Raw genomic sequence first — 14,818 nt, forward strand, 5'->3', positions numbered from 1 at the left:
AGGATTGTTTCCAAAATGAGCCACGATTATCTCCGCCCGCTTCGCCCCGCAATTGCGGGAATCGCTTCGATTCTTACAGCCTCGTTGGCCTCGGCAGAATCGGCCCATGGCATAGCTATGTATGGCGACCCGGCCCTACCACCGGATTTTGTGTCGCTGCCCTACGCAAACCCGGATGCGCCCAAAGGCGGCAAGGTCGTTTTTGGGAATACCGGCGGCTATAACAGTTTGAACCCATTTGTGCAAAAAGGCACCTCGCCCTGGCAGTTGCGATTTTGGACACATGAAAGCCTTATGGGCCGGTCCTGGGACGAACCTTTCACTCTTTACGGGTTGTTAGCCGAATCAGTTGAGACGGATCCGGACCGGACTTGGGTCGAATTCACCCTTCGCGAAGAGGCAAAATTCTCGGATGGCACGCCCGTCACCGTTGATGATGTGATCTGGTCATATGAGACGCTGGGTACCGAGGGTCACCTGCGTTATCGCGGGCTTTGGGGCAAGATCGATAGCATCGAACAGACCGGACCGCGCAGCGTCCGGATCACCTTTAACGAACCTGACCGCGAATTGGCGCTACTCGCCGGAATGCGCCCGATCCTGCAAAAAGCACAGTGGGAGGGGAAGTCGTTCGCTGACGCTCAGCTACACGATGTACCCATCGGATCAGGGCCATATGTGATCGATGACTATGAGGCTGGCCGTTACGTGAACCTGCGTCGCAACCCTGACTATTGGGGCGCTGATATTCCCTATCGCAAGGGTACCATGAATCTGGATGACATGCGGATAGAGTTTTACGGCGACGGCACCGTCGCGTTTGAGGCGTTCAAGGCAGGTGAGTTGTCGGCCGTGCGTGAATTCAACGCGGACAAATGGAACAACCAGTACGGCTTTCCGGCGGTTCAGCGTGGCGATGTGGTCAAAACAGAAATCCCACATCAAAAACCTTCGGGTATGACTGGGTTCGTCATGAACACCCGCAAAGCCCCATTCGATGATTGGCGCGTGCGCGAGGCGCTGACACTGGCGTTTAACTTTGAGTTCATCAACGACACCATCACCGGCGGGGCGCAGCCCAGAATTACCTCGTACTTCTCGGGCTCGGAGCTGGGCATGAAGCCCGGACAGGCCCAAGGACGTGTTGCAGAGCTGCTGGAACCATATGCCGCCGAACTGCCCCCCGGCACCCTGGAAGGGTACGAATTACCCCAAGGCGATGGAACCGAGCGTAATCGACGCAGCATCCGCGAAGCTCTTAAATTGCTGGAAGAGGCTGGTTGGACCATACAGGATGGCCAACTTCGCAATGCAGAGGGCGAGCCGTTTGAGATCGATCTGGTCATCAGCCAAGGCAGCCTGAATGTGGTTCAGGATGTCGGCGTGATCGCGGAAATCTATGCCCGCGCGCTTGAACGACTGGGCATAAAGCTCACGGTCGAGAAAGTGGATGACGCGCAATATACCTCGCGCATCGATGCACAAGACTTTGACATGACCCCTTTCCGTCGGGCGCTGTCACTCTCGCCAGGCAACGAACAGCGCCTGTATTGGGGCAGTGAGAATGCCGATACCCCGGGCACGCGAAACGTGATGGGGCTGACGTCGCCCGCCGTCAATGGGTTAATCGATGCGATGCTGGCCTCGGAAAGCCACGAAGACTTTGTTTCAGCAACACGCGCCCTGGATCGGGTTCTGACCGCAGGCCGCTATGTCATCCCGATCTGGAGCTTTGACGTCGGCCGCATTGCCCATGTCAAAGAGCTAAAGCAACCAGACACCCTGCCGATCTATGGCGATGGACCTGAATATATGCCTCAGGTCTGGTGGTATCAGGATTGAAAAGCCTGCTGCGTCTGCATTTTTAGTGAAATCTGAAAATATAGACTCATTATCGGTTAATCGCCCTCTCGCATTCCAAACGGCTGGGCTTGTTCCGGCTGTTGATGCGTCGCTATCCCGATACCGTCGCTGCGGGCCATATCGCCGAGGCATTAGCGTTAAAGCCGAACACTGCCTCGACCCATCTGAACGCGCTCAAATCCGCTAGGCTAATCCAGCAGAACCCAACCGGGACTGCGTTGTAATTTACAGCCAACCTATTTGCGGTGCGCGGTCTGTTCGACGAGCTGTTGGGCGGGTGCTGTCAGAATCGTTCGGATTTGTAGCTGCAACCCTCCGAGGACCCCGTTATGACCAGTCCTGATCGCGTCATGCCCCAATCACCACGCTTGGTCCAGTTTCAGGCGCGCACTTCAACCCGGCGGTGACGCTGGCCTTCGCCTTGCGTGGCGAGCACCCCTGCGGCGCGGTTGCGCCTTACATACTGGTACAGGTTGCGGGTGGGATCGTTGGCGTATGGGCCAGCCACTACATGTTCGACTTGCCGCTTCTACAGACCTCAGAAACCCCGCATCGCACTGGGTCAAATCAGTGGTTCTTGGAAATCATCGCCACCTTGGGCCTGCTCTTTGTGATCTTCGGCGGAATTCGGCACAAACCTGACACGGTACCAGCGCTTGTAGGGCTCTATATCACCGGCACCTACTGGTACACATCATCCACAAGTTTTGCTAATCCGGCCGTTACCATCGCAAGGGGCTTTACGGATAGGTTTGCGGGGATATACCCTGCGCATATCCCGATGTTCATAATAATGCAGATAGTGGCTGTATTTATCGGGCACGTAATACTGAACTGGCTGTTCAAGTCAGAAGAATAACGGACCGGCCGCCACTCACTAAACAGCAGGTCCGTGGGCCCGTTGCGGTATCTCCGCAGCGGGTTTTTTGATTCAAATTTCCCCCATTCAGCCTGCGACATTTTGTCATGTCCGCAGCATTACGCCCGGCTCCTTACCCTGTCCTTGGGGGAGAGCAGTCCTGAAACACCAATCAAGGAAGGCTCGCAGATGCTAAACTGGGCTGATCTGACGCAAGACTGGGACGCGTCATACGCACGCGCAAAACGCAGGTTTCCGAACTTGCGTGATGGAGATATGGCGCGCGTCGGCGAAGATCGCAAACAGTTCGAAGCCTATTTGGCCGAGCGCCACCACCTGACCGTCAACGAAGCGCGAGAAGAGCTTGAGGATTTCCTTTTCACCGAAGCCTTGAACCGCGAGGCGGCCCAAGCCCTAGGCAAGTGACGTGACCCACAGGATCGTCGCATCCTCATCACTGACCGAAATCACGTTATGTCCCATGCTGCCGTCATAGTAGGCACTATCGCCACGGCGCATTTCGACCGGCTCATAGAATTCGGTAAACAGTCGCACGACACCAGTTAGAACATACAAGAATTCTTCGCCATCATGGCGCACCCAGCCGTCGAATTCCTCCATCGACCGTGCGCGCACCCGGGCACGATAGGGCAGCATCTGTTTTTTGGTCAGCGTTTCGGCCAGCAACTCATGTTCGTACGTTGTAGTTGGGTGTGCGGTCCCGTCACCCATCTTTGTCACGGCCATGCGTCCGATCACCTGATCACGTTGCGGAGGCGTGAACAGTTGCGGCACCGAAATCTCCAAACCCGTGGCCAGCTTTTTCAGCGCATCATAGGTCGGTGACATCTGACCGTTCTCGATCTTGCTTAGCGTTGACCTTGCCAACCCCGCCTGACTGGCCGCCTGTTCCAGCGTCCAATTTCGGGCTTTGCGCAATTCACGCACGCGCGCGCCCAGATCGACCGGCTCCAATTCGGTTTTCAAACCGTTATCACGCGCGATCCTGACGATGGATTTATGGTCATTTTTGGTCATGCGTCTTTCTATAGGGCCAGCATGCCCCGCTTGCAACGCGCCTCGCGCAGCGATAGCCAGTTCCCATGTTGTCGATCTTTGATCAGGGGCCGCCACCAGCCTGCCCGCACCCATTTAATCTTGCGGCACATGTCCTGCGTCACGCGCAGGGATCTGCCGCGAAAACTGCGTTGTCAGTGCTTGGACCCAATAGTGCAACTGATTGGACCTATAGCGACTTGCAATCCGCGATCTTGGGAACCGCCACCGGTTTTCTGCAGCGCGGTTTAACCCCCGGCGACATCCTTTTGATGAGATTGGGGAACACCGTCGATTTTCCAATTGCCTATCTGGGTGCGATCGCCGTGGGTCTGGTGCCGGTGCCGACCTCATCACAGCTGACAGAGCGAGAGACCGCAAAGATCATCGACGACTTGCGGCCTACTGCGATCTTGCGCGATCCCGAAGTCTCCTGCGCGGCGCATCCGCGTCAAATACTGCTGGGTGATCTGATCGAAATGCGCGCACTGCCCCCTGCGAGCTATGAGTTGGGAGACCCCGAGCGGCTAGCCTATGTGGTTTATACTTCCGGAACATCCGGTAAGCCGCGTGCCGTCGCGCATGCTCATAGGGCCATTTGGGCGCGGCAAATGATGGTGGACGGTTGGTATGGCCTGCAAACCTCGGATCGACTGTGCCATGCAGGCGCATTCAATTGGACCTATACGTTGGGGACGGGTTTGATGGACCCGTGGACAATTGGCGCGACCGCTCTGATCCCTGAACCGGGGACGGGCATCAACGCTCTGCCTGCCTTGTTGAAACAGCACAGCGCCACAATCTTTGCCGCGGCCCCGGGGGTCTATCGAAAGATGCTGCAGGAAGATGCCCAGCTGAACCTGCCCGATCTCCGCCACGGTCTTTGCGCCGGTGAAAAACTCTCGCGGCATCTTCATCAGAAATGGGTGCAGTCCACCGGGACCGAACTCTATGAAGCTTATGGCATGTCCGAATGCTCAACCTTCATTTCGTCCAGCCCCAGCCATCCTGCGCGCGGCGAGGCCTTGGGTCAGCCACAGCCGGGGCGCCGGGTTGCAATCGTCGGACCCAACGGACCAGTCCCTCAGGGGCAGGAAGGCACGATTGCAGTTCACCGCGACGACCCTGGCCTGATGCTGACCTATCTAAACGCCCCGGACGAAGCCGAGGCGCGGATGGCTGGAAATTGGTTTCTGACCGGAGATCAGGGCGCGATGGCCGCTGATGGGCAGATCATCTATCTGGGTCGCGATGACGACATGATGAACGCAGGCGGCTACCGTGTTTCACCTGTTGAAGTAGAGGCTGCCTTGTCCACCCATCCCGGCATCACGCAAGTTGGCGCGGCAGCGGTTGAAGTGAAACAAGACAGCTCAATCATTGTTGCATTCTACACCGGCCCCGAAGAACTGGACGCGGCTGCGTTGCACACCTATGTGTCTGACAAGCTGGCGCGCTACAAACAGCCGCGTGCCTTTGTTCATCTGTCCGCCCTGCCCACCGGAGGCAACGGCAAACTCCTGCGCCGCGCCCTGCCGGCCTATTTCAAGGCGACGTCCGAATGACACAGACTGTAAAGCTCGACATCATGTCAGATCCGATTTGCCCGTGGTGCTATATCGGCAAGACCCATCTGGACAAAGCGCTTGCCGAAGTGTCAGACCACCCATTTGTGATCGAGTGGCACCCTTTTCAGCTAAATCCTGACATGCCCGACGCAGGCATGGACCGACGCGAGTATCTTGAGCGGAAGTTCGGCGGCAAGGACGGTGCGGTCCGCGCTTATGCGCCGGTTGTCGAACATGCCGAGAATGCTGGTCTGAAGATCGATTTCGAAGGGATGAAACGCACGCCGAACACGCTTGATGCCCACCGTCTGATCCACTGGGCCGGGATCGAGGGTAAACAAAATGCCGTTGTCGACGCGCTGTTCAACGCCTATTTCGTCGAAGCGCGTGACATTGGCGATCATGAAGTCCTGGCCGACATCGCCGACAGTGTCGGTATGGACGCCGCCGTGGTGCTGAAATTGCTGCAATCAGACGCTGACCGCGAGGATATCCGCACCCGCGACAGTCATTCGCGCCAGATGGGCGTGAACTCGGTCCCCACCTATATCGTTGCGAACCAACATGCGGTTCCCGGCGCGCAACCCCCTGAATTGTGGGGAAAAGTGATCTCAGACATCAAGTCTCAGATTGAGGCTTCCCCTGCAGAATAGCACATAACCCTGTGCATTTCTGATCTAGTCCAACCCCGTGTGCCGTGATAGCGCTGCTGGGAAGGAGTTCCCCATGACAAATCGCATGTCTCGGGGCGAATTCATTGCTCTGATCGCGATGATGTTCGCCACGATTGCCTTTTCGATCGACTCGATGCTGCCTGCACTGCCCGAAATCGGCGCAGAGTTGAGCCCGACTGATGTCAACAAAGCGCAGCTTATCCTGACATCTTTTGTGCTGGGCATGGGGATTGGTACATTTTTCACGGGTCCAATCTCTGACGCGGTTGGACGGAAGCCGGTGATATATGGGGGCGTTGCCCTTTATATTCTCGCATCCACCGTCGCCTGGGCCAGTTCCTCGCTTGAACTCGTGCTCGCTGCGCGCATCGTACAGGGCCTTGGCGCTGCCGGACCTCGTGTTGTGGCCATGGCGATCATTCGTGATCTGTATGCCGGGCGCGAGATGGCGCGCATTATCTCAATCGCGATGATGATCTTTACATTGGTGCCCGCCGCTGCGCCGTTGCTGGGTGCTGGCGTAATCGCATTGGTCGGCTGGCGGGGCATCTTTGTGTCATTCATCCTATTTGCCTCGATCATCGTGGTTTGGATGACGATGCGCCTGCCGGAATCATTAGCTGCGGAGAACCGTCGCCCCTTCCGCCTGCCGCTGATGATCGCGGCTGTACACGAGATGTTGGCACATCCAACCGTCCGCCTGTCGATCCTCGTACAGACCCTGTGCATGGGGTTGCTGTTCACAATGTTGACGATGGTGCAGCCGGTTTTTGATGTCATCCATGACCGTGCTGATAGCTTCCCCTTCTGGTTCGGATTTATTGCTCTAATTTCTGGCTCGGCCAGCCTTTTGAACGCCGCACTTGTGGTGCGTCTCGGGATGCGCCGGATCGTGACCTGGGCATTGGGTGCGCAAATTCTGATAACGGGCTGTGTCATAGTGCTGAACCTGATGCCTTTGCCCCCGGATGCCTCATTCGCACTGTTCGTGACGTGGCAGACCACCGTGTTCTTCATGGCGGGTTTGACCATGGGCAACCTGAATGCCATCGCGATGGAGCCGATGGGCCATATAGCGGGCATGGCGGCATCAGTGATCGGATCGATTGCAACCGTCTTGGCGGCTGGCATCGCAGCCCCGGTCGGATTGCTGTTCGATGGTTCGATCACGCCGCTTACAACCGCCGTGCTGATCATGTGCATTCTTGGCTTCGGCCTGATGCTGCATATGGGACGTATCGAAAACCGGCTGCCTGCCTGATCTGGGCAGAGCGCCTGAAAAACGCTAACCTTCCCGCAATTCGTCGGGAGGGGGCGTTATGAGTGATTACTATGATCTGGGCACATATTCCTATGCCATTACCACGGCATCACCCGAGGCGCAGCTTTGGTTCGATCGTGGGCTGGTCTGGACCTATGGCTATAACCATGACGAGGCGGTCTCGTGCTTCCAGAAGGCAGCCGAGCATGATCCCAACTGCGCAATGGCTCATTGGGGTGTCGCTTATGCAGCCGGCCCAAACTACAACCTGCCGTGGGATTTGCGTGATGACCAAGGCCAAACCAAAGCGCTGGCAACTGCCTATGATGCAACACAACGGGCGATTGCACTGCTGGATACCTGCACCCCGGTGGAACGGGCGCTGATCCGCGCCCTGCCCGCGCGCTACCCACAGCGGGACCCGATCGAGGATATGCATCGTTGGGATTATGACTATGCCGATGCCATGCGGGCAGCCTTTGCAGATCACGCCGACGATCTGGATTTGCGGACGATTTATGTGGAGTCGCTCCTAAACCTGACCCCATGGCAGATGTGGGATCTGAAATCCGGCCAACCTGCCGAAGGTGCTGCCACGCTCGAGGCGCAAAAGGCGTTAGAAACCGCCATGGCCGAAGACCCTGCAGCGATGTCTCATCCCGGCCTTCTACACCTCTACGTCCACTTGATGGAGATGTCGCCAACCCCTGAAAAGGCCCTCAAGGCAGGGGATATCCTACGCACTCTGGTGCCTGATGCGGGGCATCTGGTGCATATGCCAACGCATATCGATGTTCTGTGCGGCCACTACCACAATGTAGTTCAGTGGAACGAAGAGGCCTCGGTGGCCGACCTGAAGTATTATGAACGCGAAGGCGCCTTCAACATTTACACCGGATATCGCCAGCACAATTATCACTTCACGATCTATGGCGCCTTGTTCCTGGGCCAGATGGAACCCGCCCTACGTGCCAATCAGGGATTATGGGATACCACGCCCGAAGATATGTTGCGGATCGAAAGCCCGCCCATGGCGGACTACTTCGAAAGCTACATGTCCATGGGCCCGCATATCCTTATTCGCTTTGGCCGCTGGGAAGAGGCTAAGGCGCTGGAACTGCCCGACAATCCTGATCTCTTTCGTACGCTGACTGCGACCACGCACTACGCCCGAGCGGTCGCCCATGCGGCCACCGGCGAGGTGGCGCAGGCCGAAGCCGAGGAACAGCTGTTTCTGGCCGCGAAGACCTGCGTGCCCGAAACCCGCCGCCTGCATAACAACCGCGTTATCGATCTGCTTGAAATCGCCGCCGAAATGCTGCGCGGTGAGATCGAGTATCGCAAAGGCAATTATGAGATTGCCTATGCCCATCTGCGCCGATCGGTCGAGCTGGACGACACGCTGCCTTATGACGAGCCTTGGGGATGGATGCAACCAACCCGCCACGCCCTGGGTGCACTGCTGTTTGAACAGGGTCATGTAGCTGAGGCCGAAGACGTCTATCGCGAGGATCTGGGCCTTGGTGGAACCCTCAGCCGCGCCTCAATCCATCCTGATAACGTCTGGAGCCTAAAGGGCCTGCATGACTGCCTGAAAGCGCGTGGTGAAAACGTGGAAATCAAGCAAATTCAACAACGGCTGGATCTCGCTCTTGCCCGGGCAGACCGGGCCGTCGGAGCATCCTGCTTCTGCGCTCAAGCCGCGATGAAAGCTGCTGAATGAAACTGTTCCCATTGGTTCTGGCCCTGCTGATCTGTGGCCCGGCATATGCGCAGCGTCAGTCTTTTCCACCTGTGGACGAAGCCGAACAGGACCCCTCTTTACTGGCGTTCAGAGCTGATCTGCGCGCACATATTGAGGCGCGCGATACCGACGCGGTGGTGGCTGCGGCCTGCCCTGATATTTACCTCAGCCATGGCAGCGAAGGAGGCCCTGATGAGTTCCGTACGAACCTGACCGTTCCGCCAGAATTGCTGGGTGACGAATTCAAGGACGAGGCCGACGAACTCCGCGACTCCTATTGGGCCGACCTGCAAAATACATTGTCGCAACCGGGGTATTTCGATGATCAGGGTGAATTCTGGATGCCAGCGCACTGGCAGATTACTCTGCCCGCCTCACTTGACCCATTCACTGCATATTTCGTCCCGGCCGAGCGGGTATCATTGCGTCAGTCCCCATCCATCAGCGGAACAATCATTGGTCTAATTAGCCACGAGGTCGTAATCGTCCCCGATTTTCAACCCGACAATCCCTATCAAAAGGTCAGGCTGACAGATGGGACCCCGGGTTTCATATATAACGACTTTCTAACCTCAATGTCCGGCTACCGCGCTGCCCTCGTGAAATCCAACTCAGGTGACTGGCAGCTCTGCACTTTTGTGACCGGGGATTAGGCTTTTGCCTTTTTCTTTACCGCCATGACTTTTTCGGCAAGATCACGAGCAATCGCGAAAGCACCTTTGATCTTGTCGCTGTCTTTCTTCCAATCACGCCGCACCACAATCTTGTTGTCCTTGACCTTGGCAAGCCCACGCTGGTTCTGGATGAATTCGACCAGCCCTTGAGGTGAGGCGAACTTGTCGTTGTGGAACTGGATCGTTGCGCCCTTTGGCCCTCCGTCCAGCTTGGCGATCCCTGCGCGTTTGCACATGGCTTTGATGCGGACGACCAGCATCAGGGTGTTTACCTCTTTCGGTAGCGCCCCAAAGCGGTCGATCAATTCTGCTGCAAAGCCTTCCAACTCGACCTTCGTCGAAAGGGACGACAGGCGGCGATAGAGGCCCAAACGCACATCCAGATCGGGCACATAATCCTCGGGGATCAGGACCGGCACGCCCAGATTGATCTGCGGTGCCCATTGGTCATCGGCATCCGACAGGCCTTCCATCTCACCTGCTTTGATCTTGGCAATCGCCTCTTCCAGCATCGACTGGTAAAGCTCATAACCCACATCGCGCATTTGGCCCGATTGTTCCTCACCCAACAGGTTACCCGCGCCACGAATGTCCAAATCCTGCGACGCCAAAGTGAACCCAGCACCGAGCGTATCGAGAGAGCCCAGAACCCGCAGGCGTTTTTCGGCAGTCGCGGTCAGACGCGCGCGCGGTTTAGTTGTCAAATAAGCATAAGCGCGGGTTTTCGAGCGACCGACCCGGCCCCTGATCTGATAGAGCTGCGCAAGGCCGAACATGTCCGCCCGATGCACAACCATCGTGTTCGCAGTCGGGATGTCCAGCCCGCTTTCCACAATCGTTGTGGCCAGCAGCACATCATACTTGCCGTCATAAAAGGCGTTCATGCGGTCATCAAGCTCGCCCGCTGCCATCTGACCGTGGGCCACCACATAGGTCAGTTCGGGGAGTTGTTCTTTCAGGAATTCTTCAATCTCTGGCAGGTCCGAGATGCGCGGAACGACATAGAAGCTCTGCCCCCCGCGATAGTGTTCGCGCAACAGCGCCTCACGGATTGTCACGGCGTCGAATTCGCTGACATAAGTTCGGATCGCCAGACGGTCGATGGGCGGGGTACCTATAATCGACAAGTCTCGCACCCCGGTCAGGCTCAATTGCAGAGTACGTGGAATCGGTGTTGCGGTCAGCGTCAGCACATGCACATCGGAACGCAGCTGTTTCAGCCGTTCCTTGTGACCTACGCCAAAATGCTGTTCCTCATCGATGATCAACAAGCCCAGATTGTTGAACCGTATCCCCTTGGCCAGCAGCGCATGGGTCCCGATCACGATATCCACGGTTCCACGCGCCAGCCCGTCACGGGTCTGCTGCGCCTCTTTCGCGGACACGAAACGCGACAATTGCCGCACCTCCAGCGGGAACCCCCGGAAGCGCTCCTTGAACGATGCCGCATGCTGGCGCGCCAGCAAAGTCGTCGGTGCAACCACCGCGACCTGAACGCCAGACATGGCAGCTACAAATGCCGCGCGCATCGCAACCTCGGTTTTGCCAAACCCGACATCGCCACAGATCAGACGATCCATCGGCGCACCCGAGTGCATATCCTCCATCACCTCGGAAATGGCACGCAACTGGTCATCCGTTTCCTGATAGGGGAAACGGGCGCTGAACTCCTCCCACGCGTGGGGCGGCGGGTCCATCACCGGAGCCTTGCGCAAGGCGCGTTCGGCGGCGATGCGGATCAGCTTGTCCGCCATTTCGCGAATGCGCTCTTTCAGCTTGGCCTTCTTGGCCTGCCATGCTCCGCCGCCCAGTCGGTCCAGCAGCCCTTCGTCATGGCCATATTTCGACAGCAGTTCGATATTTTCGACTGGCAGATAAAGCTTTGATTGTTCAGCGTATTCCAGCAAAAGGCATTCATGCGCTGCACCGGCGGCGGTGACAACCTCCATGCCTTTGTAGCGCCCGATCCCATGATCGACGTGAACCACCAGATCACCGGGTGTCAGGGATTGCGTCTCGGTCAGGAAATTCTCGGCCTTGCGGCGTTTCTTGGGCTGGCGGATCAACCGGTCGCCCAATACATCCTGTTCCGAGACCACGGTCAGATTGGGCGCTTCGAACCCATGCTCCAAAGCCCAGACAGCAAGATGCAGACCGCGTTTGCCAATCCGGGTTCCATCCGTCACCGGGATCGCCTCGGCCAGACCTTCATCTTCGATCAACCCCGTCAGACGCTCGCGCGCACCTTCGGAATAAGACGCAATCAGAACCGGCCCCTTGGCCATCTTGTCGCTGATATGGCTGGCCAGTGCGCCAAACAAGCTGATACTTTCCTGCTGCCGCTCGGGGGCAAAGTTGCGCCCGATCCGGCCGCCGGCGTCTATAACACCCGGACCGCTTGCTTGCGGCAGCGGACTGAACTGGAGTACGCGCCGATCCTCGACCACGCCTTCCCATGCGGTATCGTCAAGATAAAGCAGACCGGGTGGCGTGGGCTTATAAACCGTATCCATGCGCGAGCGGTTTTCCAGCGCCAGCTTTCGCGTCTCATACTGATCTGCAATCGTATCCCACCGCGCCAGGCGCGCAGGTGTCACCTGATCGTCCAGTGAAATTGTAGCCCCTGGCAAATAGTCGAACAGCGTCTCCAGCTTTTCATGAAAGAACGGTAGCCAATGTTCAATGCCCTGATGCTTGCGACCTGCGCTGACAGCTTCATACAACGGGTCATCCGTACCCGCCGCGCCGAATTCGATACGATAATTCTGGCGGAATCGGGTGATCGCTGCATCGTCCAGAATGACTTCGGAGACGGGTGCAAGTTCGACCACCTCAAGCTTTTCGGTCGTGCGCTGCGAGACAGGATCGAACCGGCGTGCGCCGTCGAGAACGTCGCCGAACAAATCCAGTCGGACAGGCCCGCTCTCGCCCGGAGGGAAGATATCGATGATACCGCCACGGATTGCATAGTCGCCGGGTTCCATGACTGTGGGACTTTGCGTAAAGCCCATACGCACTAAAAAATTGCGCAGCGCGTCCTCATCAATGCGCTGATCAACGCGGGCGGTGAATGCGGCCTCACGCAAGACCTCGCGCGCGGGCACGCGTTGCGTTGCCGCATTCAGCGTGGTCAGAAGCACAAATTGCTGCGGCATCTGATGCACCAAGGCAGCCAATGTCGCCACCCGTGCTGCAGAAATATCCGCGTTGGGGGAGACCCGATCGTAGGGCAGGCAATCCCATCCAGGGAAAATGAATACCGGCATGTCAGGCGCAAAGAACGCAAGCGCAGCCCGCATCGCTTCCATTCGCTTGTCATCGCGCGCAACATGGCAGACCGGACTGCCCGAGCGTGCAACCTCATTCAGGACAAGCTGCGCATCAAACCCCTCGGGGGCGCCGCCAACAGTTACGTGGTTCGGAGCCGTCATTATTATGCCTTTCAGAGACTACTAGCCCAGGACGCCAATCGAAACGTTCTGATACATCCCCCAGAACGCAGTAATCAAGATCGAGAACATGCCAATGATCTGTGTAAATGTTCGACACCGCATCAGTGTTTTTGAAACGTTTTCTACCGTCGCCTCCATCCGACCCAACCGGCGCGCGGCCGAAACATTGATCATCATGACGAAGCACATGGGGAACAAAAGCATAAACACAGCCTGGGCAAACTCCACGTCATAATAGAACCCAAGCGTTGCCAACCCGGTCAAAACAAAACAGCAGATCGCCATAATGATCAGACCCGACGTATCTACAATATATAGCAGCCGGTTTGAGTTTATCCGCACAATGTCGAGCAAATCCTGTTCGGATTGCCCCCCTGTTCGACGCGCTCGCATCACCAGATCATAGGGCACGCCCATCGCCCAGTGGCTGGCAGATGACCAAAGAACGGCCAACCCGATCCAATACCAAAGATTCGAAAAGCTCCGCATGTCGATGAGTTCGAAGATCGAAGAGTATATGTCCAAGCGTCTGCCCTTTATTCAACGTCCGCAGGGACCGTCATCGCAGCGATGCGTCCATTGTTACCCTTGAGACCACCGGGAATTCATGCCACCCAATGCGGAATTGTTCAAGGAGAGTGCGCCATGAAACCCACCATAGCCCCTTATCCCAAAGCCCGCTTTCGCCGGGCAAGACAATCCCAGGCCATTCGTGGGTTGGTGCGTGAGAATACGCTGACGGTGGATGACTTTATCTGGCCCGTTTTCGTACGCGATGGCGAAGGAATAGAAGAGCCTGTTCCCTCAATGCCCGGCGTGAAGCGTCGTTCGGTTGATCTGATCGCAAAAGCCGCGGTCGAGGCGCAAGCCCTTGGCATTCCTGCAATCTGCATCTTTCCCTACACCGATCCCAGCCTGAAAACCGAAGACTGTGCCGAAGCCTGGAACCCGGATAACTTGTCCAACCGCGCCATCCGCGCGATCAAAGCAGCCGCGCCGAATATCGCGGTAATGACAGACGTGGCGCTGGATCCTTACAACATCAACGGTCATGACGGCTATGTGGTCGATGGCGAGATCGTGAACGATCAGACGATCGAAGCGCTGGTTAAAATGACGCTGGCCCAAGCCGAGGCCGGTGCCGACGTCATTGGACCATCGGACATGATGGATGGACGCATTGGCGCGATGCGTAACGCACTTGAGGCAGCCGGGCATCATAATGTCATGATCCTCAGCTATGCCGCCAAATACGCAAGTGCCTTTTATGGCCCGTTCCGCGATGCGGTGGGTGCCTCTGGTGCGCTCACCGGCGACAAGAAGACGTATCAGATGGACCCTGCAAATTCGAACGAGGCGCTGCGCCTGATCGAACGCGATCTGACCGAGGGTGCTGACATGGTCATGATCAAACCCGGCATGCCATATCTGGATATCTGCCGCCGAGTGAAGGACAGCTTCGGGGCGCCTACTTATGCCTATCAAGTGTCAGGCGAATACGCGATGATCCAGGCGGCGGCCCAAAACGGCTGGATCGATGGCGAGAAGGTAATGCTGGAAAGCCTGCTGGCCTTTAAGCGTGCGGGATGCGATGGCATCCTGACCTACTTTGCCCCCGAGGCAGCGCGCGTCCTCCAAAGCTAACACCGCAAATTTTCGCGATTTTT

General features: G+C 57.2%; 12 protein-coding genes and 1 pseudogene. 10 read left to right on the forward strand and 3 right to left on the reverse strand.

Annotation, left to right across the window (positions count from 1 at the left end):
- Positions 1–15 precede the first annotated feature (15 nt).
- The 4 genes and pseudogenes from ACR0B3_RS03780 to ACR0B3_RS03795 all read left to right on the forward strand — a co-directional run bounded on the left by ACR0B3_RS03780 (position 16) and on the right by ACR0B3_RS03795 (position 3,148).
- On the forward strand, positions 16–1,842 hold the full coding sequence (locus ACR0B3_RS03780; protein ID WP_480807896.1) for an extracellular solute-binding protein: 1,827 nt from the start codon (positions 16–18) through the stop codon (positions 1,840–1,842).
- Positions 1,843–1,901: 59 nt separating this feature from the next.
- On the forward strand, positions 1,902–2,087 hold the full coding sequence (locus tag ACR0B3_RS03785; RefSeq protein ID WP_480808021.1) for an ArsR/SmtB family transcription factor: 186 nt from the start codon (positions 1,902–1,904) through the stop codon (positions 2,085–2,087).
- 134 nt (positions 2,088–2,221) lie between these two features.
- Positions 2,222–2,722 (forward strand): annotated as a pseudogene (locus tag ACR0B3_RS03790) (aquaporin); the annotation flags it as partial.
- A 189-nt stretch (positions 2,723–2,911) separates the two neighbouring features.
- The gene (locus tag ACR0B3_RS03795) at positions 2,912–3,148 is read left to right on the forward strand and encodes a hypothetical protein (protein ID WP_170684222.1); all 237 of its coding nucleotides are present in this window, start codon (positions 2,912–2,914) and stop codon (positions 3,146–3,148) included.
- On the opposite strand, the gene ACR0B3_RS03800 is transcribed toward ACR0B3_RS03795, so the two are convergent.
- Complete coding sequence (locus ACR0B3_RS03800; protein WP_480807897.1) at positions 3,137–3,760, reverse strand: helix-turn-helix domain-containing protein; 624 nt, start codon at positions 3,758–3,760, stop codon at positions 3,137–3,139. The genes ACR0B3_RS03795 and ACR0B3_RS03800 overlap by 12 nt on opposite strands.
- 65 nt (positions 3,761–3,825) lie before the next feature.
- Between ACR0B3_RS03800 and ACR0B3_RS03805 the strand changes: the two genes are divergently transcribed.
- From ACR0B3_RS03805 to ACR0B3_RS03825, 5 genes are all read left to right on the forward strand, one after another.
- Positions 3,826–5,343 (forward strand): class I adenylate-forming enzyme family protein, encoded by a 1,518-nt coding sequence (locus tag ACR0B3_RS03805; protein ID WP_480807898.1) that lies wholly within the window; start codon positions 3,826–3,828, stop codon positions 5,341–5,343.
- Complete coding sequence (locus ACR0B3_RS03810) at positions 5,340–5,999, forward strand: DsbA family oxidoreductase (RefSeq protein WP_480807899.1); 660 nt, start codon at positions 5,340–5,342, stop codon at positions 5,997–5,999. Before ACR0B3_RS03805 ends, ACR0B3_RS03810 begins: the two co-directional genes overlap by 4 nt.
- Positions 6,000–6,072: 73 nt before the next feature.
- Positions 6,073–7,281 carry a multidrug effflux MFS transporter gene (locus ACR0B3_RS03815; RefSeq protein ID WP_170683676.1) on the forward strand — a complete coding sequence of 403 codons (1,209 nt, stop codon included), beginning with the start codon at positions 6,073–6,075 and terminating at the stop codon, positions 7,279–7,281.
- 58 nt (positions 7,282–7,339) lie between these two features.
- Positions 7,340–9,004 carry a tetratricopeptide repeat protein gene (locus ACR0B3_RS03820; protein ID WP_480807900.1) on the forward strand — a complete coding sequence of 555 codons (1,665 nt, stop codon included), beginning with the start codon at positions 7,340–7,342 and terminating at the stop codon, positions 9,002–9,004.
- Positions 9,001–9,678, forward strand: a complete 678-nt coding sequence (locus ACR0B3_RS03825) for an SH3 domain-containing protein (protein WP_480807901.1) — start codon at positions 9,001–9,003, stop codon at positions 9,676–9,678. The genes ACR0B3_RS03820 and ACR0B3_RS03825 overlap by 4 nt, the downstream gene beginning before the upstream one ends.
- On the opposite strand, the gene mfd is transcribed toward ACR0B3_RS03825, so the two are convergent.
- Both mfd and ACR0B3_RS03835 read right to left on the reverse strand, forming a co-directional pair.
- The gene (gene mfd, locus ACR0B3_RS03830) at positions 9,675–13,130 is read right to left on the reverse strand and encodes a transcription-repair coupling factor (protein WP_480807902.1); all 3,456 of its coding nucleotides are present in this window, start codon (positions 13,128–13,130) and stop codon (positions 9,675–9,677) included. The two genes, ACR0B3_RS03825 and mfd, sit on opposite strands and share 4 nt — an antisense overlap.
- Positions 13,131–13,151: 21 nt before the next feature.
- On the reverse strand, positions 13,152–13,676 hold the full coding sequence (locus ACR0B3_RS03835; RefSeq protein WP_480807903.1) for a component of SufBCD complex: 525 nt from the start codon (positions 13,674–13,676) through the stop codon (positions 13,152–13,154).
- A gap of 120 nt (positions 13,677–13,796) precedes the next feature.
- On the opposite strand from ACR0B3_RS03835, the gene hemB reads away from it, so the two are divergent.
- The gene (gene hemB / locus ACR0B3_RS03840; RefSeq protein WP_480807904.1) at positions 13,797–14,795 is read left to right on the forward strand and encodes a porphobilinogen synthase; all 999 of its coding nucleotides are present in this window, start codon (positions 13,797–13,799) and stop codon (positions 14,793–14,795) included.
- Positions 14,796–14,818: the final 23 nt, after the last annotated feature.

This window comes from Ruegeria sp. CE9 (assembly GCF_056537425.1).